The 22521-nt window shown below is 62.8% G+C and carries 24 protein-coding genes; 12 read left to right on the top strand and 12 right to left on the bottom strand.

What is annotated here, in order from left to right; translation table 11 throughout:
* Window positions 1-7: 7 nt before the first annotated feature.
* The 6 genes from ATE48_RS04725 to lspA form a co-directional block, all read right to left on the bottom strand.
* Window positions 8-1084: an acyl-CoA dehydrogenase family protein gene (locus ATE48_RS04725; protein ID WP_066768285.1), complete on the bottom strand. Its 1077-nt coding sequence runs from the start codon at window positions 1082-1084 to the stop codon at window positions 8-10.
* On the bottom strand, window positions 1081-2268 hold the full coding sequence (locus tag ATE48_RS04730) for an acyl-CoA dehydrogenase family protein (RefSeq protein WP_066768287.1): 1188 nt from the start codon (window positions 2266-2268) through the stop codon (window positions 1081-1083). The genes ATE48_RS04725 and ATE48_RS04730 overlap by 4 nt, the downstream gene beginning before the upstream one ends.
* A gap of 100 nt (window positions 2269-2368) precedes the next feature.
* Window positions 2369-3718 carry a M16 family metallopeptidase gene (locus ATE48_RS04735; protein WP_083197156.1) on the bottom strand — a complete coding sequence of 450 codons (1350 nt, stop codon included), beginning with the start codon at window positions 3716-3718 and terminating at the stop codon, window positions 2369-2371.
* Window positions 3715-5064 carry a M16 family metallopeptidase gene (locus tag ATE48_RS04740; protein ID WP_066768290.1) on the bottom strand — a complete coding sequence of 450 codons (1350 nt, stop codon included), beginning with the start codon at window positions 5062-5064 and terminating at the stop codon, window positions 3715-3717. Before ATE48_RS04740 ends, ATE48_RS04735 begins: the two co-directional genes overlap by 4 nt.
* Window positions 5065-5069: 5 nt before the next feature.
* On the bottom strand, window positions 5070-5609 hold the full coding sequence (locus ATE48_RS04745; protein WP_156767599.1) for a DUF3035 domain-containing protein: 540 nt from the start codon (window positions 5607-5609) through the stop codon (window positions 5070-5072).
* A gap of 125 nt (window positions 5610-5734) precedes the next feature.
* On the bottom strand, window positions 5735-6310 hold the full coding sequence (gene lspA / locus ATE48_RS04750) for a signal peptidase II (RefSeq protein WP_066768294.1): 576 nt from the start codon (window positions 6308-6310) through the stop codon (window positions 5735-5737).
* A 92-nt stretch (window positions 6311-6402) separates the two neighbouring features.
* Here lspA and ATE48_RS04755 point away from each other — a divergent pair, with 92 nt between their 5' ends.
* Both ATE48_RS04755 and ATE48_RS04760 read left to right on the top strand, forming a co-directional pair.
* Window positions 6403-7326, top strand: a complete 924-nt coding sequence (locus tag ATE48_RS04755) for a hypothetical protein (RefSeq protein ID WP_066768295.1) — start codon at window positions 6403-6405, stop codon at window positions 7324-7326.
* Between the two features lie 80 nt (window positions 7327-7406).
* Window positions 7407-8312 (top strand): hypothetical protein, encoded by a 906-nt coding sequence (locus ATE48_RS04760; protein ID WP_156767600.1) that lies wholly within the window; start codon window positions 7407-7409, stop codon window positions 8310-8312.
* Here ATE48_RS04760 and ileS read toward each other — a convergent pair.
* The gene (gene ileS, locus ATE48_RS04765) at window positions 8309-11338 is read right to left on the bottom strand and encodes an isoleucine--tRNA ligase (protein WP_066768298.1); all 3030 of its coding nucleotides are present in this window, start codon (window positions 11336-11338) and stop codon (window positions 8309-8311) included. The two genes, ATE48_RS04760 and ileS, sit on opposite strands and share 4 nt — an antisense overlap.
* Window positions 11339-11555: 217 nt before the next feature.
* Here ileS and ATE48_RS04770 point away from each other — a divergent pair, with 217 nt between their 5' ends.
* Window positions 11556-12089: a glutathione peroxidase gene (locus ATE48_RS04770; RefSeq protein WP_228126793.1), complete on the top strand. Its 534-nt coding sequence runs from the start codon at window positions 11556-11558 to the stop codon at window positions 12087-12089.
* 23 nt (window positions 12090-12112) lie between these two features.
* On the opposite strand, the gene ATE48_RS04775 is transcribed toward ATE48_RS04770, so the two are convergent.
* Window positions 12113-13714 carry a DHA2 family efflux MFS transporter permease subunit gene (locus ATE48_RS04775; protein WP_066768299.1) on the bottom strand — a complete coding sequence of 534 codons (1602 nt, stop codon included), beginning with the start codon at window positions 13712-13714 and terminating at the stop codon, window positions 12113-12115.
* Window positions 13711-14625 (bottom strand): HlyD family secretion protein, encoded by a 915-nt coding sequence (locus ATE48_RS04780; RefSeq protein ID WP_066774601.1) that lies wholly within the window; start codon window positions 14623-14625, stop codon window positions 13711-13713. The genes ATE48_RS04775 and ATE48_RS04780 overlap by 4 nt, the downstream gene beginning before the upstream one ends.
* A 240-nt stretch (window positions 14626-14865) precedes the next feature.
* Between ATE48_RS04780 and ATE48_RS04785 the strand changes: the two genes are divergently transcribed.
* Both ATE48_RS04785 and ATE48_RS04790 read left to right on the top strand, forming a co-directional pair.
* The gene (locus tag ATE48_RS04785) at window positions 14866-15501 is read left to right on the top strand and encodes a TetR/AcrR family transcriptional regulator (protein ID WP_066768300.1); all 636 of its coding nucleotides are present in this window, start codon (window positions 14866-14868) and stop codon (window positions 15499-15501) included.
* 105 nt (window positions 15502-15606) lie between these two features.
* On the top strand, window positions 15607-16878 hold the full coding sequence (locus ATE48_RS04790) for a hypothetical protein (RefSeq protein WP_156767601.1): 1272 nt from the start codon (window positions 15607-15609) through the stop codon (window positions 16876-16878).
* Window positions 16879-16938: 60 nt separating this feature from the next.
* On the opposite strand, the gene ATE48_RS04795 is transcribed toward ATE48_RS04790, so the two are convergent.
* Window positions 16939-17616, bottom strand: coding sequence for an EF-hand domain-containing protein (locus ATE48_RS04795; protein WP_066768306.1), 678 nt, complete (start codon window positions 17614-17616; stop codon window positions 16939-16941).
* Window positions 17617-17703: 87 nt separating this feature from the next.
* Between ATE48_RS04795 and ATE48_RS04800 the strand changes: the two genes are divergently transcribed.
* The gene (locus ATE48_RS04800; RefSeq protein WP_156767602.1) at window positions 17704-17889 is read left to right on the top strand and encodes a hypothetical protein; all 186 of its coding nucleotides are present in this window, start codon (window positions 17704-17706) and stop codon (window positions 17887-17889) included.
* A 26-nt stretch (window positions 17890-17915) separates the two neighbouring features.
* Here ATE48_RS04800 and ATE48_RS04805 read toward each other — a convergent pair whose 3' ends face one another.
* A complete protein-coding gene (locus ATE48_RS04805) occupies window positions 17916-18443 on the bottom strand; it encodes a DUF2306 domain-containing protein (protein ID WP_083197158.1) in 528 nt (175 codons plus the stop codon).
* A gap of 206 nt (window positions 18444-18649) precedes the next feature.
* Here ATE48_RS04805 and groES point away from each other — a divergent pair, with 206 nt between their 5' ends.
* The 6 genes from groES to ATE48_RS04830 all read left to right on the top strand — a co-directional run bounded on the left by groES (window position 18650) and on the right by ATE48_RS04830 (window position 21707).
* Window positions 18650-18970: a co-chaperone GroES gene (gene groES / locus ATE48_RS04810; RefSeq protein ID WP_066768311.1), complete on the top strand. Its 321-nt coding sequence runs from the start codon at window positions 18650-18652 to the stop codon at window positions 18968-18970.
* Window positions 18971-19022: 52 nt separating this feature from the next.
* The gene (gene groL / locus ATE48_RS04815; RefSeq protein WP_066768313.1) at window positions 19023-20666 is read left to right on the top strand and encodes a chaperonin GroEL; all 1644 of its coding nucleotides are present in this window, start codon (window positions 19023-19025) and stop codon (window positions 20664-20666) included.
* A 166-nt stretch (window positions 20667-20832) separates the two neighbouring features.
* Window positions 20833-21108 (top strand): hypothetical protein, encoded by a 276-nt coding sequence (locus tag ATE48_RS04820; RefSeq protein WP_066768319.1) that lies wholly within the window; start codon window positions 20833-20835, stop codon window positions 21106-21108.
* Between the two features lie 78 nt (window positions 21109-21186).
* Window positions 21187-21354 carry a hypothetical protein gene (locus ATE48_RS04825; protein ID WP_156767603.1) on the top strand — a complete coding sequence of 56 codons (168 nt, stop codon included), beginning with the start codon at window positions 21187-21189 and terminating at the stop codon, window positions 21352-21354.
* Window positions 21355-21390: 36 nt separating this feature from the next.
* Entirely contained in the window at window positions 21391-21528 is a 138-nt protein-coding gene (locus ATE48_RS19660; RefSeq protein WP_156767604.1) for a hypothetical protein, read from the top strand.
* Window positions 21525-21707: a hypothetical protein gene (locus ATE48_RS04830; protein ID WP_066768323.1), complete on the top strand. Its 183-nt coding sequence runs from the start codon at window positions 21525-21527 to the stop codon at window positions 21705-21707. The genes ATE48_RS19660 and ATE48_RS04830 overlap by 4 nt, the downstream gene beginning before the upstream one ends.
* A gap of 20 nt (window positions 21708-21727) precedes the next feature.
* On the opposite strand, the gene ATE48_RS04835 is transcribed toward ATE48_RS04830, so the two are convergent.
* The gene (locus tag ATE48_RS04835; RefSeq protein WP_066768326.1) at window positions 21728-22267 is read right to left on the bottom strand and encodes a hypothetical protein; all 540 of its coding nucleotides are present in this window, start codon (window positions 22265-22267) and stop codon (window positions 21728-21730) included.
* Window positions 22268-22521 lie beyond the last annotated feature (254 nt).

The raw sequence follows: 22521 nt of genomic DNA on the forward strand, positions 1-22521 counted from the left end.
CCGATGCTCAGAACCCGAGCAGGCTCGCGTAGCGATCACGGTGGAAGCTGGCGCCGCCGTAAAGCGCCTCAGCGACGCGCGCGCGCTTCAAGTAAAGCCCAGCGTCGTGCTCGTCGGTCATGCCGATGCCGCCGTGGAGTTGCACCATCTCGTTGGACGCGAGGTGCACCGTCTCGGATGCGCGCGCCTTCGCAAGGCTTGCATACTCCGCAATGTTGTTGGAGTTGCGATCCAGCGCATCGAGCGCCGCCAGCACACATGAGCGTGTTAGCTCCAGATCGGTAAAGAGCTTCGCCGCGCGATGTTGCAACGCCTGGAAGCCGCCGATGACCTGACCGAACTGGCGCCGCGTCTTGAGATACTCGCTCGTAATCTCGAACGCCTCGCTCGCCTGCCCCACCATTTCGGCCGCAAGGCCGATACGTGCGCGATCCAGGATCGCATCGATTACATCGGCGCCGCCGTTCATTTTCTGGGCCGCCACGCCCTCGAATTTGAGATCGGCCGCGCCGCGGCTATCGGCAGTGATCAACTCACGGCGCGTTAGCCCAGCCGCATCACTCTTCACGAGATAAAGCGCATCCGCGCCCGCCACGATGATGAGATCGGCGATGTGACCGTCGGCGACATATTTCTTCTCGCCCGTCAGCTTGCCGCCGTCGAACTTCATTTTGGACTTCGTCGGCGCATGGTGTGCGCCTTCGTCGATCGCGATCGTCGCCGTCACCTCACCGGCGGCGATCTTCGGCAGCCACTCCTGCTTCTGCGCATCCGTGCCGGCGAGCAACAACGCGCTCGCGCCGGCCAAGGCACTCGAGTGCAGAGGCGAAGCCACCAACGTGCGCCCGCCTTCTTCGAGCACGGCGCCCAGCGCGACATAACCCAAACCGACGCCGCCGAACTCTTCCGGGATAATCACCCCGGCCCAGCCCATCGCCGCCATCTCGCGCCACAAATCCGGATCGCGACCGTTCTTCTTCTCATCGCGTTGCTTGCGAAGACGCGTCACCGGCGCCTGCTCGCGGAAGAAATCGCGCGCCGCATCTTTCAGCATGCGCTGTTCGTCATTCAGGGTGAACGTCATTGCGTGTCTCTCAATCCAAGCACGCGCTTGGCGACAACGTTGAGATTGATTTCGGTGGTGCCGCCTTCGATCGAATTGCCTTTCGAACGCAGCCAACCGCGCGTCGTCGCCAGATCATCAGCCGAGAAACCCTCGCCCGCCCAACCGAGCGCACGATTGCCCGCCGCTTCCACCATCAGCTCGCAGCGATCCTGGTTCAGCGTCGCGCCTGCGACTTTGAACATCGAGGCCATATGGCTGACATTGCCGCCAGCCTTCGCCTCTTCGGTCGCCCGCTGCACGGAGAGCGCGTAGGCCCGTTCCGTCATCTTGTGCGCCGCGATCCGCGCTCTGAGATCTCGATCCTCAAGCGCGCCGCCTTCGAGGCCGACATGCTTCTTCGCCAGATCAACCACATCAACGCGCGTGTTCGAGCCAAAGCCGGAAATATTGGTGCGCTCGTACATCAACAAGCGCTTGGCGATTTCCCAGCCGCCATTAAGCCGCCCGACCATCTGATGCTTCGGCACTTTGACGTCGGTGAAGAAGGTTTCGCAAAACGGCGACGAGCCCGAGATCAACTTGATCGGCCGCGTCTCGACGCCTTTCGTCGTCATGTCGATCAGAACGAATGAGATGCCCTCGTGCTTCACGCTGGTATCGGTGCGCACCAAGCAAAAGCACCAGTCTGCGTAATTTGCGTACGAGGTCCAAACCTTCTGGCCGTTGATCAGCCAGTGATCGCCCTTGTCTTCGCATTTGGTTTGCAGGCCGGCGAGATCACTGCCCGCGCCCGGTTCGGAATAGCCCTGACACCAGCGGATCTCTCCGCGCACGATTTTCGGCAGGTGTTCTTTCTTCTGCTCTTCGTTCGCGTACTCCAAGAGCACCGGCCCGAGCATCCAGATGCCGAAGGAAAACAGTGGCTGCCGCGCGTTGATGCGCTTCAGCTCACTCTGCAGCACCCGGTTTTCATCCGCGCTTAAACCACCGCCGCCATACTCGGCTGGCCAAGTCGGCGCCGTCCAGCCTTTCGCGCCCATGCGCTCGAGCCAGAGCTTTGCTTCAGGATTTTTGAATTCGTAGTTTTTGCCGCCCCAGACAGCATCGTCTTCGCCCGTCATCGGCGTGCGCATCGAAGGGGGGCAATTTTCTTCCAGCCAAGCTCGCGTCTCGGTCCGGAACGTTTCCAGGTCTTTTGTCATCGCGCGTTTCCTCGCGCGCGAGTTAGCACCATACAGCGGTGTACGTCACTATTCCGTTCCGTCAGCTTCAGCGGCGCCTGTCGAAGGCAGCGCGCGCAGACTAATTGCCGCCCGAGGCTTGCAAGCCTTCCGGCTGGCCCACCACCACGAACGTGTAAGCGTCCGGATTGAACAGGCGGCGCACAACCCGGTTCACGTCCTCCAGCGTCACAGCGCGGATAAGGTCGTTACGGTGGTTGATGTAATCAATGTCGCGGCCGGCGGCTTGGTAGCCGTGTACGACGCCCGCGATCTTCACGTTGCTGTCGAGATCGAGTGCGAACGAGCCCGTGAGATACGTGATCGCGTCATTTACTTCAGCCTGCGTGGCGCCATCGCGGTAGAGCCGAGCCATCTCTGCGCGCGTCACCTCGATGGCCTCACGCACATCGCCGTTTTCAGTCTGCGCCGAACCGCGAATGATCGCCGAATGCTCACGCACCGAAGGTCCGGTGCCGATGCCATAGACCAGCCCGCGCTGCTCGCGCACCTGATCCATCAGGCGCGACGAAAACCCGCCGCCGCCCAAAATATAGTTCGCCACGGCCAGCGGGATCCAATCTGGATCTTCATCCTGGATGCCCGGCCCGGCGAACAGCACGAGGCTTTGCGGTTGCGGCAGCGTCCGAACGATCAGCGGCGTCGGCGCCGAAAGCGTGACGTCCGCCGGCTCAGGCGGACGCGCCCCTGCCGGCAGCGCGCCAAAAATCGTGTCGACGGCGCGCGCCGCATCTTCAGAGCTGATGTCGCCAACGATGGTGATCTGCAGCGTCGCCCGATTGAACAGCGCCGTGTGCCGCTCCTGCAGCGCCGCCCGATTGATCGCATCGACGCTCTCGCGCGAGGTCCGCCGCGCGTATGGGTGGCCCGCGTAGAGCGCCTGATCCAGCGCCAAGTTCGCGAGATAGCTCGGATTGGTCTCACGCGTGCGCAGGCCAACAAGCATCTGCCGCTTGATGCGCGCCAGCGGCTCGGCATCGAAGCGCGGCTCATAAAGCGCCATTCGCGCCATCTCGAACGCCGCATCGCGATTTTCACTCAGCGTCGTCAAGCTCATGCCAACGCCGTCCCAGCTCGCGCCGAAACTCAGCGACATATTCAAATCTTGCAGCCGCTCTTTGAAGGCATTGGCGTTCATCGCGCCCGAACCTTCAGTCAGCATATCGGTCATCACGCCAGTGACGCCAACCGCGCCCACCGGCTCGATCGCCGATCCGCCGCGCCAGAACGCACGCAGCACGACCATCGGCACGGTCGAGTCGGACACCAGCCAGGCCTCGATGCCGCTCGGCGAGACGATGCGCTGAACGTTGACATCATGGCGCGAAGCCGCGCTCTCGGTCTGGGTTTGCGCCAAGGCCGGCGCCATCGGCGCGCACGCCAGCGCTACGGCAAGTGCAAAGACCCTCATTGGGCCTGCTCCGGCACCAGCCAGCCCGTCACCGAGGCATTGAGATCAAGCGTCTGGCGCACCATCGCCACTGCCTCATCGCGCGTGACGGCTTCGATATCCCTCGCCCAATTCACGACGTCATCGATGCTTTCGCCCTGCGCCAGCGACGAGCCGTAAATGTTTGCCAGACTTTCCTGGCTGTCGCGCGAATAGATCGCGTTTGCCGCCAGCGAGTTCTTCGCGCGGGTAAGCTCATCTTCCGTCGGTCCATCGCGCAGGAATTCGGCGATCACCGCGTCCACCGCCGCCTCCACCTGCTCAAGCGTCACGCCCTCGGCCGGCGTCGCCCACACCGAAGCGCTGCCTCCGCCTAGTCCGGACGAACTCGCGCTTGCGCCCGCGCTCACGGCGATACGCTGATCTTCGACCAGCGCGCGATAGAGGCGGCTCGTTTCCGAACCACCCAGAATTTCCATGCCGACATCCAGCGCATGCGCTTGGCGTCCAGTGTCGACGCCATAGCTGATCGCGCGATAGAGCCGCGAGAACGAAGGCTGACGCACCTTCTCATCGCTATGCGTCACGCGCATCGGGCCGACATTCGGCGGATCGGTAACCCACGTGCGCGCCGGCAGATCACGCGTCGGCCGCAAGCGCCCGTAATAGCGATCCGCCAGCGGTCGCAACTCCGCCGCATCGACATCGCCGGCGACAACTAGGATCGCATTATTCGGCGCGTACCAGGTGCGATAGAATTGCAGCGCGGTTTGGCGATCCAGCGATTGAATCTCGTGCAGCCAGCCGATCACCGGCGTGCCGTACGGATGATGCGGCCACAGCATCGCGCGCATCCGCTCGCCCAGCACCGCGCCTGGGTTGTTATCGACACGCTGACGGCGCTCTTCGACAATCACATCACGCTCGGACGCGAACGTCTCGTCCGAGAATTGCAGATTGCGCATGCGATCCGCTTCCATGCGCATCACAAGCTCTAGCCGGTCGCGCGCGATGCGCTCGTAATAGGCGGTGTAGTCCCAGTTGGTGAAGGCGTTGTCCTCGCCGCCATTGCGCGCGACGGTGCGCGAGAACTCACCCGGTGCGATCTGACGCGTGCCCTTGAACATCAGATGCTCAAAGAAGTGCGCGATGCCCGAATAGCCGCGCGGCTCGTCGGCGGCGCCAACACGATACCAAACCATATGCGTCACCACCGGCGCGCGCCGGTCGGTGATCACAACGACTTGTAGTCCGTTGCGGAGCGTGAAGGTTTCAGGCCGTACGAATTCGCGCGCCTGTGCTGAAGCCGTAAGCGCCAGCAACGCCAGACATGCTGCGAAGAAACGCTGACCCAGCCCGCCGAGCAAAGGGCTCAGGTGCCCGGAAGCTTAAAGCCGCCGCGATCGCGCTCGATCACGACTTGCCCACCGCCCGTCGCGCGGCGGATCGCTTCTTGGTCTTCGAGGCGGCGCTGCTCTTCTTCAGCGTTGAGCGGCGCGGCTGCCGGAGCGGCAGAACCACCGAACGAAAGCAGACGGTTCACGAAGCCTTCGTTGCGGCGAACGACACCCTGAGATTCGTAATCGATCTGCTCGCGAATGTTGTCGTCAGCAGTCGCGGCGCCAGCGGCGGTGATGAACGCGCGCTCGCCTTGGCTCGCGGCTTGACCAACGTTGTCGCCGAACAGCGCAGCGCGCGCTTCGCTCGCGGGATCGCTCTCACCAGGACGAGCCTCACCCGGACGCGGCGGACGCAGATTGTAATCTGGCGGAAGCGTGAGCGGCGCGTGCGTCATCACGCGGAACTCATCTGGAGCAGAACGCGAAGCGCCGATGGCGCGCGAAACGCCCGCGCAGCCGCTGGCCGCCGTGGCCGCAGCAAGCACCACCATCAGTGCGATTGGTTTGGACAACGTCCGCCTCCCTCAAATCTCTTGGCCCGGTTCTAGACGAGCCACGCCGTTCCCGCCAAGCCGGACTGCAGCAAAGATGCCTCGCCCCGCAGTTTGTCCGTTATGGGGCGAATCCGCCCGAATTCTCAGCCGCCTGAGCCGCCCGTTCCGCCGTTACCGCGCTTGAACCGGGCCTTGATTTGGCTCCAGCCGGTGCCCTTTCCGGGCTCCGTTTCGGCAAAGAACACCATATCGATGGCCAGCAGGATCGCCCCGCAGGTGATCGCGGCATCGGCCACGTTGAACACCCAGGGGAAGAAATTCCCGTTCATGCTGAAGTCGAGAAAGTCCGCCACGGCGCCGAAACGAATGCGATCAATGACGTTCCCGAGCGCCCCGCCAATGACCAGACCCAGCGCGATCGCGGTCGGTTTCCGCACCGCCGTACGCAGCCACCACAGGAAAACGCCCGAAATACCCAGCTGCATCGCCACCAGCGCCCAGCGCCCGAGATCGTCCTGGGCGCGGCCAAGGCCAAAGCTGAACCCACGGTTCCACACCATCTGAAGATCGAAGATCGGGCTGATCTCGATGAAGCGGCAATTGATGCCCGCCTCCAGGCAGCCCGGCGGGCTGAACGCGCCCGGCCCAAGGATGAGCCATTTGGCGATCTGGTCGGCGACGAAAATGACGCCGGCGATAATAAGGCCGAGACGGAGCATGCCGGGCTTATGGACACGTCCACGCCCCCCGATCAACCCGCAGCCGCCGCGGCGCTTTGGTTTTGCCTGGGTTCCGGCGCACAAAAGCGCCCATGCGCTTTGTTGCCCTCGCCGCTGCTATCTGCCTTTGGGCCGGCGCCGCTCATGCGGACGAACCGCTGCATCAGGCTCTGCAGGCCTACGCACTCTACCAGACCGACATCACCGCGATGCTCGACGCCGACATTCCGGACGCCGCCGCGCTCGACGCTGCGCTCAATCGCGCCGCGCGCCACGATCCTGAACGGCTTACGCAAGGCTGGCTGGCTTATGGCGCGCTCGCGGCCGCGCAGTCGCCCGCATGGGTCAACGGCGTGCGCAGCCGCGTTCGTTCCGCCGGTCGCCCCGCCGTATTGCGTCAACTTCGTCGCGACATGAGCTACGCACGCCGCCGCCCCCCCGGCGCCGAAGAAGCAACACAACTCGTGCTGAGCGCCATGGCAGGCGACAACGCGCGCATGAACGCGATCGCCATTCGCTTCGAGGGCCTCGGCAATGCCGGCGACACTTCGACATGGACGCGCCGCACTGATGCGCGCGAAGCCACGTTGCACGCGCCAACAACCCGCACGCTCGCGCCGGAGGTTCTCGCGCGCCTCAGGCCCACACCGCTCACCGCAGCGCCGCTCACCGAGCCCGGCGCTTTCGGCGGTGCGCGTTTTTGGGATGCGCTGGGCAATCGCACGTCACCGGCGCCGCCCCCATTGCCGTGGCGGCTCATCGCGGCGCACAGCGCCAGCCTCGACCGCATGTTTACGTTGGCGGCATTGATGGTTGTTGGCGCCAGCGAAAGTGAAACCGAGCGCGTCACAACTGCCTTTAGCGATGCGCCCATCCAGCAATGCCTTGCCATGCAGCAGCTAGAATTGCGCCAATGCGCCTCCGTCACCCGGACACCAAACGAAGACGCCTTCTGCATCGCCGAGCACGGCTACCGCGCACCAAGCCGCTGCTTGCAAATTGCGGCGCCCGCATAAGGTTAGCGTCAGTTTAGGTGACCACAGTTTAACTGCGCTTGGCGCCCGCAGACTTAACCAGACTCACGCAAGATACGCGTATGCGGGATCTAGCTTTAGCCGTGGCGGCGGCTGTTTGCATGTGCCCTGCGTTCGCTCATGCGGACGAGGTGCATGATGCACTCGAAGCCTACGCCCTCTATCAAACCGATGTCAGCGCACTATTGAGCGCTAATATCGAAGGCGCACGTGATGTGGACGCGGCGCTGACACGTCTATCGCGGCACGATCCCGATCGCGTCGCGCGCGGCTGGATCGCGTACGGCGCGCTCACCGCTGCGCAATCGCCGGCCTTCGCCGAAGGCGTTGAGCGCGATCTCCGCCGCAATGGCCGCGCCCCGGTCCTGAACAACCTTCGCACCGATCTCTATTACGCACGCCGCGAGCCTGCTGGCGCCGCACAAGCCGTTCAGCTCATACTCGGCGCCGCCAACGCAGACAGCGCCCGCATCGACCTTGCAGGCGATCGCTACAATCGCTTCGCCCACTCCTCCGGCGCGCCACGCGCACGGGGCGGCGATGGCGAACTCGAACGCAGCGTGCGCCTCTCGCCCACCATGCGCCAACGCCTACGCGTCACCGCCGTCTCGGCGCGGCCAATGAGTGAGATCGACGATTTCGGCGGACGCGGCTTTTGGGATTCGCTTTCCGGCCGTGAAGCCACAACCGCCCGTTCACGCGGCGGACGCGAAGAGCGCGACTACGCCTCCGTCACCGACCACATGCTGACCATCGCCGCCATCGTCGTCGCCGACGCTACCGGCAGCGAGCGCCGCCGCATCGCCAGCCTGCTCAGTGAGCCACTGACGCAGCAATGCATGACCATGCAGCGCCTGCAGCTACGCCAGTGCCTCTCGGTCTCGGTCGATGGCAGCGAGCGCGCCTACTGCCTCGCCCACCACGGCCTATCCGGCCCCGGCGATTGCTTTGCCAACGTTGTCCGCTAAGCGCGCGCCGCGTCCCAGGCTGCTACAGCCTCGGCATCGCGCGGTGTGATATCTGGATAACGCGGATCGGCCGTCGCTGGATCGAAATACTTCCACGACCGCGCGCACTTCACGCCCTGCGCTCTCTCGATCACGACCGCAACGCCCTTCACATCCGCCAAGCGGAACGCATCCGCTGGCCCTTCGCCTTCGACGATAGCGATGCCGCTGGTGATGCAAAGCTCGGCGAAGTCCACGGCCTGCAACGCTGCGCGCAAGCCCTCGTCAGCGACGAACACGCGCGGCGCGGCTTCAAGCGCAGCGCCAATCACCTTATCGCGCCGCGCCACTTCCAGCGCACCCGTGACAACCGCCCGCGCCTCGCGCAACTTCGCCACTTCCTCGCCGGCGAACGAATCCTGCCACGCGTCCGGCGTTTGCGGGAACGTCCGCAGGTGCACTGACACTTGCTCGGGGAAACGCGTCAGCCAAGCCTCTTCCGCCGTAAACGGCATGATCGGCGCAAGCCACGCCGTGAGGCGCGAGAAGGTCTCGTCCAGCACGGTGCGACAGGCGCGGCGGCGCAACGAGTTCGGCGCGTCGCAATAGAGCGCGTCCTTGCGGACATCGACGTAGAAGGCCGATAGATCGACGTTGCAGAACTCAACGATTGCCGAAAGCGCCCCGCGCCACTGATAGGTCTCGTAGCCCTTACGCACTGCGACATCAACTTCATGCAGACGATGCAGCAGCCAACGCTCAAGCAGCGGCAGGTCATGATTGAGCGGCACACGCTCGCTCTTATCGAAATCGCGCAGCGCGCCGAGGCAGTAGCGCAGCGTATTGCGGAGCTTGCGATACATCTCGCCGGACTGATCAATCATGACCTTACCGAGACGCAGATCGTCGCCGTATTCGGCCGACGCGATCAACAGGCGCAGGATCTCGATGCCATTCTGCTCGGCGATCTTCTGCGGCTCGATCGTGTTGCCGATGGACTTGGACATCTTCATGCCCTTCTCGTCCATCGTAAAGCCGTGCGTGATCACCTCGTCGTACGGCGCCTTGCCGCGCGTCGCGCAGCTTTCCAGCAGCGACGAGTGAAACCAGCCACGGTGCTGGTCCGAGCCCTCGAGATAGATCGTGCTCACCGGGCTCACGAACGAAGGCCGCGTCGGCGCCTCTGGATTTCCGACCACGAATGCATGCGTCGAACCAGAGTCGAACCAAACGTCCAAAATGTCCTCGACCTTCTCGTACTCATCGGCCTTGTGCCTGGCGCCCAGGAAATCCTGCGCAGGCGTCGCCCACCACACGTCAGCGCCGCCTTCTTTCATCGCCGCAAAGATACGTGCGTCGACTTCATCGTCTTGCAGGATCGAGCCATCGCTCTTCTTCACGAAGATCGGCAGTGGCACGCCCCACGCGCGCTGACGCGACACCAGCCAGTCCGGCCGATCCTCAATCATGCCGCGGATGCGGTTGTAGTCCTTCGTTTCGCCGGTGCGCTTTTGCCCCCAATCGACGCGATCGATTTCATCGAGCGCGATCTGGCGCAGCGTCTTGCCATCGCGATACGGCTTATCAAGCGCGATGAACCATTGCGGCGTGTTGCGGAAGATGAGCGGCGCCTTGGAGCGCCATGAGTGCGGATACGAGTGCTTCAACTGCCCGCGCGCCAGCAACGCACCGACTTCGATCAGCTTATCCATTACCGCCTTGTTCGCGGGACCGTCCTTGCCGAGGTTCTTGCCTTCAAGCTGGATCACTTCCAGCCCCTCAAACATCGGCGCTTCTTTCGTGTAGCGTCCCTCTTCGTCGACCGTGAACGGAATGCCTTCCTGTCCAAAGTTCGCCGTCCAGATCACAAAGTCATCCGCACCATGGCTCGGCGCCGTGTGCACGAAACCGGTGCCTGCATCGTCAGTAACGTGATCACCATCGAGCAGCGGAACGTCGAAATCATAGCCGTGACCGCGGAACGGATGCGCCAGCACAAGATCGCGCGGATCGACATCGGTTACACGCTTCCATGATGCCGCTTTGGCAGACCGAAGCACTTCCTCCGCGAGCTTGTCCGCGAGGACGAGCTTATCTCCACCGTTCACCCACGGCTCAAATGCCAGCCCCTGCTCGACGGACTCGACCTCGTAGAGCCCGTAGCTGATCGACGCGGAGAATGAGACGGCGCGGTTTCCTGGGATTGTCCAAGGCGTTGTCGTCCAGATGACGACGGTCGCACCGACGAGACTTGGCCAAGCTTCATTCAGCTCTGCCGCCGCCCTGCCCAGAGCGCTCGCCCTACCAAGATCAAGCGACCTCCCGTCATCCTGTGGCGCGACCAAGTTTCGATTCAATCCGACGATCGGAAACTTCACCCAGATCGTCGGGCTCGTTTTCTCCTGATACTCCACCTCAGCTTCCGCCAGCGAAGTCCGTTCCACCGGGCTCCACATCACGGGCTTCGAGCCGCGATACACAAGCCCCGTCCGCACCACGCGCAGAAATTCGCGCGCGATCGCAGCTTCGGCTTCGAAGCTCATCGTCGTGTAATATTTGTCCCAATCCGCTTCGATGCCGAGCCGGCGAAACTCATCGCGCTGCAGCGGGATCCATTTGTCTGCGTACTCACGGCACGCACGGCGAAACTCGACCGCCGGCACCTCAGATTTCTTCCGCCCTTGCTTGCGGAAGTCTTCCTCGACCTTCCACTCGATTGGCAGGCCGTGGCAGTCCCAGCCCGGCACATAATCGCAATCGAAGCCGGCCATCTGCTTCGTCCGCACGACGAAGTCTTTCAGGATTTTGTTTTCCGCGTGCCCGATATGGATCGGCCCGTTCGCGTAAGGAGGGCCATCGTGAAACACGACCTTCGGCCGCGCCGCTGCTTGCTTGCGCAGCACATGATAGAGGCCGATCTCGGCCCAATGCTTCACACGCTCGGGCTCCTTCTTCGGCAGCCCCGCGCGCAGCGGAAAGGGATCGCCCGGAAGGTCGGGCAGAAAAACGGTCTCGCGGTAATCGCGACCAGCAGGCGCATCGGCCATGAGGTCTATTCTCCAGTGAAGCGAATGTGATGTAGCCGTTCCCGGTCCCGCGGAGCACCGATTTTTCGGGCTCAACGTGGGCCGGGCCTCAAATTCGGAGGCTCGCTATGGGGGAACGGCGGTTCACGGTCACGTGTTGGGCTGTATCACCACGCCCCGCGGAACGCCACATGCATTGCCCCCAAGAAATATTGATTGCGGCGTTCCAGAGGTCTACATGCCCCGCCTTCGCCTTCCTGTGAAACTTGCACGCCAAACCATGACAACCGCCCACGATTTCAGCTTCGCTAAGCTCGACGAGCCGGGCGAGATCAAGCTTGCCGACTATGCCGGCAAAGCCGTGCTGATCGTAAACGTGGCGAGCGCCTGCGGCTTCACCTCGCAATACCGCGATCTTGAGTCGCTCTACGAAGCGAAGGTCGCCAAAGGCCTCATCATCATCGGCGTGCCCTGCAACGATTTCGGTCACCAGGAGCCAGCGGGCGAAAAAGAAATCCGCGAGTTCTGCGACACGACCTATCACGTCACCTTCCCGATGACGTCGAAGGCCGAGATCACCTCGCGCGAACGGCGCCACCCGTTCTACCAATGGGTCGCCGAAGAGCTTGGCGAAAGCGCACTACCGCGCTGGAACTTCCACAAATACCTGATCGGCAAGAACGGCGAATTGGTCGGCGCTTACGGCTCAAAAACCGCGCCGCTCTCACCCGACATGCTCGAAGCCATCAAAGGCGCGATCTGCGCCGCCTAGTTCGCCAAGCGCGACGTCACCGCTCAATGCGCCATCGCCGCATCATCGAGCTTAGGCGCTGGTCCCATACCGATTTTCGGGCGCGGCCTTAGCAGCAGCATCGCAAACGCCGACAGGCTGATCACCACCGCCAGCATCAAGAACTGGTCGTTGAAGGTCATCACCAGCGCTTCGCGATCCAGCAACGCCGCATACCGCATCATCGCCTGCCGCTCAGGATCGGCCGCGCCGGCTTGTTCGAGATACGCCTGCGCCCCAGCAATCATTCCGGCGACATGCGGGTTGTTCAGATCTGCGGCGCTGTAAAGCTCCTGGCGATGCAGCGCGAATGAATGCGCCTGCACGGTCGCGAGCGCGGCAATACCGAACGCACCGCCGAGATTGCGCATCGTGTTGAACAATCCCGCGCCCGAGTGAACCAATTGCGGCGGCAGCGATTGCAGCGCCGGTTGCATCACCGACGAGAACGTACACATAAGGCCCATCGCGCGCACCACCTGCGGCCACATCATATCGTAGAAGCCGGCTTCCGCCGTTAAGTGCGCCTGCATCCAGCAACTCAACGCGATCAACAACAGGCCGATAAAGCCGAGCGGGCGTGTATCCGCCATCGTTCGGCCAAGCCGGCCAATGAGCGGCGCCGCACAAAACATCACAAGCCCCTGCACGAACATTGTGTGCCCGATCTGGAGCGCGCTATAGCCGCGCACTGATCCCAAAAAGAGCGGCGTTAGAAACACAGAGCTGAACAGCGCCAAACCGATCACAAAGCCAAGGCAGGCGCCAATTGCAAAAGTCGGCGTCTTAAACGGTCGCAGATCCACAATCGGTGTCTCCGCCCGAAACGCTCGAAAGAAGAAAAGCACCGCGCCTAAGAACGATACCACCGCCCAGGCACTCACTTCGTTCGATGCAAACCAATCGTTCGAGGGGCCCTCCTCAAGCGTGTATTCCGCGGCGCCAAGGAAGGCGGCCAATCCTAGCAAGCCCAGCAAATCGATCTTCTTCAACAACGAGAATTGCGGCTTGTCGAGCGACCGCATGGTGTTCCAGATGATCAGCGTGATCAGCAAGCCCGGCGCGACGTTCACCCAGAACAGCGCCCGCCAGCCAAGCGACTCCGCCACCATGCCGCCAATCGTCGGCCCCAGCGACGGCGCGAGCGTGATCACCATCCCCATCATCGCGCCAGTCATCGGCTGCAAACGCGGCGGGAACGCAAGATAGAGCGTCGCCATAACGGTCGGGATCATCGCGGCGCCGGAAAAACCCTGCAGCGCGCGGAAGATGATCAGCGAGTTGATGTCCCACGCGAATGCGCAAAGCAGGCTCATCAACGAGAACGCCAACGCTGAGATACAGAACAGCAAGCGCGTGCCGAGCGCGCGCCCCAAAAAGCCCGAAAGCGGAATGCCGATGACTTCCGCGATCAGGTAAGAGGTCTGCACCCAGCTGATTTCATCGCGGCTGGCGCTGACGCCAGCTTGAATCGAGCCAAGCGCGCTCGCGACGATCTGGATATCCAGGATCGCCATGAACTGACCGACAACCATGGCGATAAAACCGATCCAAATATGGAGCGGCGGAGAATCGCCAGGCTTCGCCGCCGGTGCGGCGTCGCTCATCTGCGCGTGTCCACCGTGACGCTGGCCGATAGCCCCGGCCGCAGGAGCTCAAGCCCCTCTTGCCCCGCTTCAAGCCGGATACGCACCGGCACGCGCTGCACGATCTTCGTGAAGTTGCCGGTCGCGGTGTCGGTCGGAATGATCGAGAACTCGCTACCACTGGCTGGCGCAAGCGAATCTACCGTGCCACGCAAACGCAAATTGTGGGCGATATCGGGACGGATCGTCACCGCCTGACCAGGACGAAAATTCTCGATCTGCGTCTCTTTGAAGTTCGCAACCACGTAAACCGATTGCAGCGGCACCACCGACATCAACGGCGCGCCGACGCGCACCAATTGCCCAAGTTGCACTTGGCGGTCGCCGACAACGCCGTCGATCGGCGCGCGAATAGTCGTGCGCTCAAGATCGAGCTCAGCTTGTGCAAGTTGTGCTTGCGCCGCCTGCACGCCCGCTTCTGCTGCAGCTGCGCCGCCGCCAGCTTGCCGCGCCTGGATCTCCAATTGCTGCATCCGCGCCGGCGAAAGCAAACCACGCTCCGCCAATGGCCGATAACGCGCGACATCGGCGGACGCGAGCGCGCGGCCCGCTTGTTGCGCCGAACGCGCGCCTTGTGCTTCCGCCAATGCAGCGCGCGCGGCGGCTAGGTTCGATTGATAGTCGCTCGGATCGATCTCGACGAGCACGTCGCCAGCGTGGACGCTTTGGTTCTCCGCAACCGGGATTGCGCGCACGTAACCTTGAACCTGCGGCGAGATCAGCGAGATGTCAGCGCGCACGTAAGCGTTGTCGGTCGACACCATGTGACGCCCGACGAAAAACCAATTGCCGCCCCACAGGGCCACAAGAACAAAAAGAATGGCGCCGCCGACGATCATCAGCCTGCGGCGGCCTAAGGGTGAACTAGCCATAGCGCGCACCTTAGCGGTTGCGCGCGCGGCATCGACCCGAAAACCGGCGTCGTCTGGCATGGGAGAAACAATAGATAGCCTGGACCCCAAAGCGGCCCAGGCTGAACGTAACCACCACTACGCAGCCTTCAAGGCGCCGGATGGCACATAGCACTAGGCCATACGACATAGGCCCTGACGCTTGCGCGACACCCGAGTGTGCTTATCCTCACACTTGCGTGAGGTAATCCAGAAATGGGAATGGCTGCCATAAACACCCAGGATTCGGACGGACGGCCCCCGGATCGTGGCGTCGCGCGACGGCAGGCCTTTCTCGAAGCCGCACGCGAAGTCTTCCTTGAGCACGGTTACGAGGCGACCAGCGTCAACGACGTCGTTCGCCTGGCAGGCGGTTCGCTCGCCACCCTCTATGCTCAGTTCGGCAACAAGGAAGGCCTCTTCCTGGCCTTCATGCAAGACCAGCACGACCGGTTCGTCCGGGAAATGCGACCAACGGAGCCCGTCGGCGATCTGCCGCTGCCCGAAGCGCTGCAAGTCATCGGCGAACACTTCCTGCGCCGCCTACTGCAACGCGACAGCGTCGCCTTCTACCGCGTCATGGTCTCTGAAGGCCGCAAGGTCCCCAAGCACCTCCTCCACTACTTCTCGGTGGGCGGCGCGGGCCAAGTCCACGACGAGCTGGTTTCACAGCTCACCAAAGCCGGTATCAGCGAGGCTGATGCCCACGAAAGCATGTTCTATTTCATCGAGTTGCTGCGCAGCCGGCACCATTTTCAGGCTGCGGCTAACGTCGACTACGTCGTCTCCGATGAAGAGCTCAAAGAACACGTCGCGCGCGCGGTTCGCTTCTTGCTCAACGGCCTCAAGCTCACCTGAGCCCCCCCTCTCAAGGGTTCAGACAAGATTCAGCTTCGGTTCAGGCGTTCCCCGCCATCGTCATGGCTGCGAGGATTGCGCATGCGCGCACACGGGAGCCTCAACATGAAAAAAGCCCTCATCGCGGCAGCTGTCGCCTTGAGCGCGACAGCTTGGGTGGCGACACCAGCTTACGCTCAACGGGGCGAACACGCCCGAGATCGCGATGGTGATGGCGAAGGCCGTGGCGATCGTGGCAGAGAAGATCGTGGTAGCCGCGGTGATCGCGGCGAAGACCGCGGAGATCGTGGTGATCGCGGTCGCAACGACGGCGGCAACGCCGGTCGTCGCGGCCCGCCGCCTCAAGTCGCGCCACCACCGCAAGCGCCGCCAAGCCAACCGGCAACGACCGACCGCGGACGCGGCGGCCAGTGGGATGGACGCGGACGCGGCGGCGACAACAACGGTGGCCAATGGGACAGCCGCAATGGTCGCGGTGGCAACGACGGTGCTGGCGCCGGTGGCCGCGGCGGCAACAATAACGGCGGCCAATGGGATGGCCGAAACGGTCGCGGTGGCAATGACGGCGCTGGCGCCGGTGGCCGCGGCGGCAACAACGGCAGTCAATGGGACGGTCGCGGTGGTCGCGGCGGCGATAACAATGGCCGTGGCGATTGGAATGGCCGTGATCGCGGCGGCAACGACGGCCGTGGCGATTGGAACGGACGCGATCGCGGCGGCAACGATGGCCGTGGCGATTGGAACGGACGCGATCGCGGCGGCAACGATGGCCGTGGCGATTGGAACGGACGCGATCGCGGCGGCAACGACGGCCGTGGCGATTGGAACGGACGCGATCGCGGCGGCAACGACGGCCGTGGCGATTGGAACGGACGCGATCGCGGCGGCAACGATGGCCGTGGCGATTGGAACGGACGCAATCGTGGCGGTGACCGTGGCAACTGGAACGGTGGCCGCGGCGGCGGACGCGATTTCTCGCACAACGATTGGGATCGCGGTCGCGACGGCCGTTCCGATCGCGATCGCTACAATCGCTGGCGCTCAAATCACCGCGATTGGGATCGCCCGCGCTACAATGACTGGCGCAGCGTTCGTCACGGCTTCTACTTCGACCGTGGCTATTCGCTGATCTTCAGCGGCTTCTTCGGCCACAACTACTATTGGTACAACTATGACGGCGGATGGCGTCGCCCGTATCGCGATTGGCGCGTCGGCTACATTCTTCCGTACGACATCTGGTGGGATCCGATCCCGTACGATCTCTACTACCGGCTGCCGCCTGCCCCTTATGGCTGCCGTTATATCCTGGTGGACCGCGACATCCTGCTCATCGTCGTTTCCACCGGCCTCGTCCTAGACGCGATGTATTACTACTAACGCGCGTCACCGGAGGGACAGATCGAGCCGCCTCGTTCACACGAGGCGGCTCTTTTGTTGTCAGCGTTCGGCACGCTGGTCATACGCTGCGAGCATTTCGCGCGCGCGTTCGGATTCGTAGAGCGTGAAATAGCCGTCGCCGTTTACATCGAGCTCCATGAAGCGTCGCGCGGCGCAATTTTCAAACTCGGTCGCATCGATGCGCCGGCTAAAATCACGGTCGCACGACATCACCGGTTCAAGCTCCACGCCCAACATGATCTGCGGACGTCCGCCGCCCGGCGGGCCGCCACGATCATCGCCAGGCGGATGTCCACGCCGTTCTCCGCCACGCGGCCCGCGCGGCCCCACCGCATTTGGCGGCGCACCATTCGAAGCCAGGATCGGCGCCGTGCGCGCGTTCAACATTTCCGGCGCCTGCTCACGCCAGAGCGCGGTCGATTCAACCGACGTCACGCCGCGATCGTGGTTGGCGTCGAGCACGTTGGCGAAGAACATCATCGCCTCGTTGACAAACTCGTCGCGGCTGATGCGCTGATCTCCATCGACGTCAGCGTGGGCGAGCCAAAGCTCGATCGGCGCGCGGCGGCTCTCTCGCGTAGCGCGGAACGGTTGGCCCATCGGGCTTACGAACACCGGCCCGCTTGGCAAAGTTCGTTGTGGCGGCGGCGTTTGCGCGTAAGCGGACGTAGCGAACGTAAACGCGGCGGCGGCCGCCAGCGCGTGCGATGTGTGCATGAAAACTACTCCCTCGAACGAGCCGGGAGCTTGAGCGCGCAGTTTTGTCTGGCGTTTGCCCTTCGCATTTCCGGGTGGCGCCAAATCGTGTCAGCGCGGGCTCAGTTCATCGTCACGCGCCACGCCGGCCACGCCACAACTTGCAGCGCCGGTCCGGGCGGCGAAGGCGGCTCGCCAATGGGCGGCTCCGGCCTCTCAACCGGCGGCTGCGTTGGCGGCTCAGGGCCGTCAGGTTCAGGTTGGTTGGGACCAGGACGTCTCATCGCGCAGTGAACGCACGACGCGCCCGTTCGGCGCCCTCATCCAAAGAACATATCCCAGATCAACCGTCCCGGCGTAATCGCGGTAAGCCCGGCAATCACGAGGCCAATGTAAAGCCCGGTCATCGCGCGCGCGTGCGACATCACTTTCACCCGCGCCAGCCACAACGCCACCGGCGCGCCAATCAACGTCATCAGTGAGAAGATGTGGATCGGGCTGAACTCGCCATGGCGCATATCGCGAATGAAGAACGTCGCGACCGCGGTCGAAAACATCGCGCCTGACCAGATCCAGCCAAAGAGACGATGCGCGCCCGTCCCTTTCGGCAGCACGAACTGCACCGGACCCAACACTAGCGATACCGCCACCGTCACGACGTGGAATTGCACCAGTAAGCTCTGCCGCAGCAGCGGCGACAGATCGAACTTCAGCGTCTCAGGCATCGCAAAGCGCCACACGCCCGGCGTCATCGCGAACACCGCAGCCACCACCGCAAAGCACCCGGCCGTCACCCACCAGCCCGTGCGCCGCGCGCTCGCATCCTTAAAACGCTCTGTCTCAGTCATCGCCGCCTCCCGGCCTCGTTTGGCCGATCTACTTTTATATTCAAAGTACTCTGCAGCGACAATGCGAAAAGCAAGCCTGCTGACCGCCCGGTCGGGTTGACGGGGCGCGCACGCACCCCTAAATGCGCAACGTTAGCAACCGGCAGCCTTGAGTGCCAAGACCTGCCGGCCTGCTAAAAAGGTATTTAAAACAAGGGAGTATACCAGTGGCGAGCTTTCGTCCCCTGCACGATCGCGTGCTCGTGAAGCGCGTGAAGGAAGAAGAAAAGACCCGTGGCGGGATCATCATCCCGGAGACCGCCCAAGAGAAGCCGCAAGAAGGCGAAGTCGTCGCCGTCGGGCCGGGTGCCCGCGATGAAGACGGCGAGCGCATCGAACTCGACGTGAAAGTCGGCGACCGCATCCTGTTCGGCAAGTGGTCGGGCACGGAAGTGAAGGTCGATGGCGAAGAACTCCTAATCATGAAGGAGTCCGACATCATGGGCGTCATCGAAGAGAAGAAGTCGAAGAAGAAGGACGCGGCCTAAGCGCCAGCCGTCCGCTTCGCATCATCCGTTTAGTCAAAAAGGTTAGCTCATAATGGCTGCTAAGATCGTCAATTTCGGCGCCGATGCCCGCGAGCGCATGCTCCAAGGCGTCGACATCCTCGCCAACGCCGTGAAGGTCACGCTCGGTCCGAAGGGCCGCAACGTCGTGATCGAAAAGTCCTTCGGCGCGCCGCGCACCACCAAGGACGGCGTCACCGTCGCGAAGGAAATTGAACTCGAAGATAAGTTCATGAACATGGGCGCTCAGCTCATTCGTGAAGTTGCCTCGAAAACCAACGACGAAGCCGGCGACGGCACCACCACCGCCACGGTTCTCGCTCAAGCCATCGTTCGCGAAGGCATGAAGGCCGTCGCTTCGGGCCGTAACCCGATGGACCTGCGCCGCGGCATCGACAAAGCCGTCGTCGCCGTCGTCGAAGACCTGAAGAGCCGCGCCCGCAAGGTGAAGGGTTCGGAAGAGATCGCCCAAGTCGGCACCATCTCGGCCAACGGCGACACCGACATCGGCAAGTTCCTGGCCGACGCCATGGCGAAGGTTGGCAACGAAGGCGTCATCACGGTTGAAGAAGCCAAGTCCCTCGAGACCGAACTCGAAGTCGTCGAAGGCATGCAGTTCGACCGCGGCTACTTGAGCCCGTACTTCATCACCAACGCCGACAAGATGGAAGCAACGCTCGAGGATCCGATGATCCTCCTGTTCGAAAAGAAGCTCTCATCGCTGCAGCCGATGCTGCCGGTTCTCGAAGCCGTCGTTCAATCGCAACGCCCGCTGCTCATCATTGCTGAAGACGTCGAAGGCGAAGCCCTCGCCACGCTCGTCGTCAACAAGCTGCGCGGTGGCCTGAAGGTCGCCGCCGTGAAGGCGCCGGGCTTCGGCGATCGCCGCAAGGCCATGCTGGAAGACCTCGCCATCCTCACGGGCGGCCAAGTCATCAGCGAAGACCTCGGCATCAAGCTTGAGAACGTCACCCTCGACATGCTCGGCAAGGCCAAGAAGGTCGTCGTGAAGAAGGACGACACGACCGTCGTCGACGGCGCCGGCGCCAAGAAGGACATCGAGGCCCGCGTCGGTCAGATCCGCAAGCAGATCGAAGACACCACGTCGGACTACGACAAGGAAAAGCTGCAAGAACGCCTGGCGAAGCTCGCCGGCGGCGTTGCGGTGATCAAGGTCGGCGGCGCGACGGAAGTCGAAGTGAAGGAACGCAAGGACCGCGTTGATGACGCGCTGAACGCCACCCGCGCTGCGGTGGAAGAAGGCATCGTCCCCGGCGGCGGCACGGCGCTTCTGCGCTCGGCCTTCAAGCTCTCGATCAAGGGCGACAACGAAGACCAAAACGTCGGCATCACCATCGTGAAGAAGGCGCTGGAAGCCCCGATCCGTCAGATCGTCGAGAACGCCGGCGTTGAAGGCTCGATCGTGGTCGGCAAGCTGCGCGACAACAAGGACGACAACTTCGGCTTCAACGCGCAAACCGAAGAATACGTCGACCTCGTGAAGGCCGGCATCATCGATCCGGTGAAGGTCGTCCGCACGGCGCTGCAAGACGCAGCCTCGGTCGCTGGTCTCGTGATCACGACGGAAGCGGCGATCGCCGAAGCCCCGAAGAAGGAATCCGGCGGCGGCGGCATGCCTGGCGGCGGCATGGGCGGCATGGGCGGCATGGATTTCTAACGCGCCACAGCACGTTACCCCGGATGGCGACACATCGCCATTCCGGGGTCCATGCAGAACCAAGCAAGAAAACGGAAACGGCGGAGCACAGGCTCCGCCGTTTTTGTTTGCGCGGCTTGCCGCGGCGCAGCCGAGGTCTATCCTCCGTAACGGAAGGGATGAAGCCATGAGCTACGCTGTCGGCCCCGGCGATCTTGTTCTTTGCGTCAACGCCGCCCCCAACCACGTCACCGGCGAAGCCGTGCCGCTCGTCGCCGGCGAGGCTTATCGCGTCCTAGCTGTGATGGACTTCGCTTGCCCGTGCGGCCGCTCGGATGCGCTGCTCGATGTCGGCGTCGACTTCGCGTGGTGTCAGACCCGCTTCCGCCTTCTGCCGAAACCAAAATTCGAAGCCAAACCGCGCCGCCTCTCCATCCCAAAAGTGAAGGAAACGGTGCGCTAGCCTCGTTCGGGCGCGGCGCGTTTTTGTACAGCCTGCAATTTGTTGTATCCCAGCCTCATAACTCCATTCGAATTCTTCATGGGCGTCTACGGCTTGCTGCTCGGTATCAGGTTGGCGGAGCTATTGCTCAAGTCCGGCCGCCTCATCCGCGCGCGCACGCTCCCCCCAAAAAAAATCGGCCTCCTGACACCGACGCTCAGCGCACTCGTCTTCCTTCAGATCGTCACATCGCAGATCGACGCCTGAATACGCCCGCAGCATCTGCGCATCGACTTGATCAACATGGCGTTTCCGATCGTCATCGGCATCGCCTATTTCCTCGTCGCCGTCACAGTCGTGCCGCACGACCACACGAATGGCAAAACCTGGACGATTACTTCTTCGCCCGCCGCAACTGGACGCTCGGTCAGATCCTCGTGATTTTCGTCCTCACGCTTTGCCTCGAAATCGCAAACATCACGAGCTTGATCGAGAGCGAGAGCGAGAGCTGGGACAGCTTGATGCGATATCTCGCGCTCAACACTGTCGCGTTGGCGATGATCGCAATCGCTCTGCTCGCCAAGCATCCCCGCATCGTGCGCGTCGCGAGGTTGGGCTAAATTACGATGCTGAGTTATGTCTACTCGGCGCTATTGCAGGTCCCGGGGCTTTCCTGAGCACGCGCCAGCTTCAGCGCCCGCCCACGCGCTGCGCCCAACAAGACGCGCGCATATAGTTTGTGGAACGGCAGCATCGCGTTGAACGCAAAGCCGAGCGCGCGACTTGAACCGGCGCCCACAGGCACAACCGCGCTGCCAAAATACAAGCGGGTTCCATCGGCTATCGGCTCGACCATCAGCCAAGAGCTTGTATGGCCGAGATAGTCGCAAACCAGCAGCTGATCATGCGCCCGCGCTTCAACGGTCCAGGCCGCAAACCTCTCCGACTCGCCTCGCGCAAGCCGCCGCGCATCGTCATCGCTCGAAGGCTTGGAGAGCGCCCAGGTGAGCACGAACCGCTCACACTTGAACGCCGCGCTGGTGTAAAACGCTTCAACGAACGCGGCGAACGAAACGCTCGCGGCGACATCGGTTGCGAAGCAATCGGTATAAGCACGCTTGGCGACGTATTGGCGAAGCAATGCTTCTCCGGGCAGATCACACGACACGATCAAGGACACGCCAGAAGGCGTCGTCCTGCCTCATCGCCATGGCAATGACGCGTTTTACCGCGCCAGCTTTGTCTGCCGTCTTGTTGCTTTGGCGGCTTCTAGGAGCGCCCTCTACGACCCTCGGCGCGCGCCGCCGCCGGTCTATCCCACAGTCCTGCCGCCCGTTCACAATTGACGCGTTGAATTTCCACGCCCACCCCTCCGATTCCGTCCGGCACGCGCATCGCCCGCGCCACAAAATGGCCCAGGCTGAGCATTGTCTG

It is taken from the genome of Candidatus Viadribacter manganicus, assembly GCF_001679665.1.
GTDB lineage: Bacteria > Pseudomonadota > Alphaproteobacteria > Caulobacterales > Aquidulcibacteraceae > Vitreimonas > Vitreimonas manganica.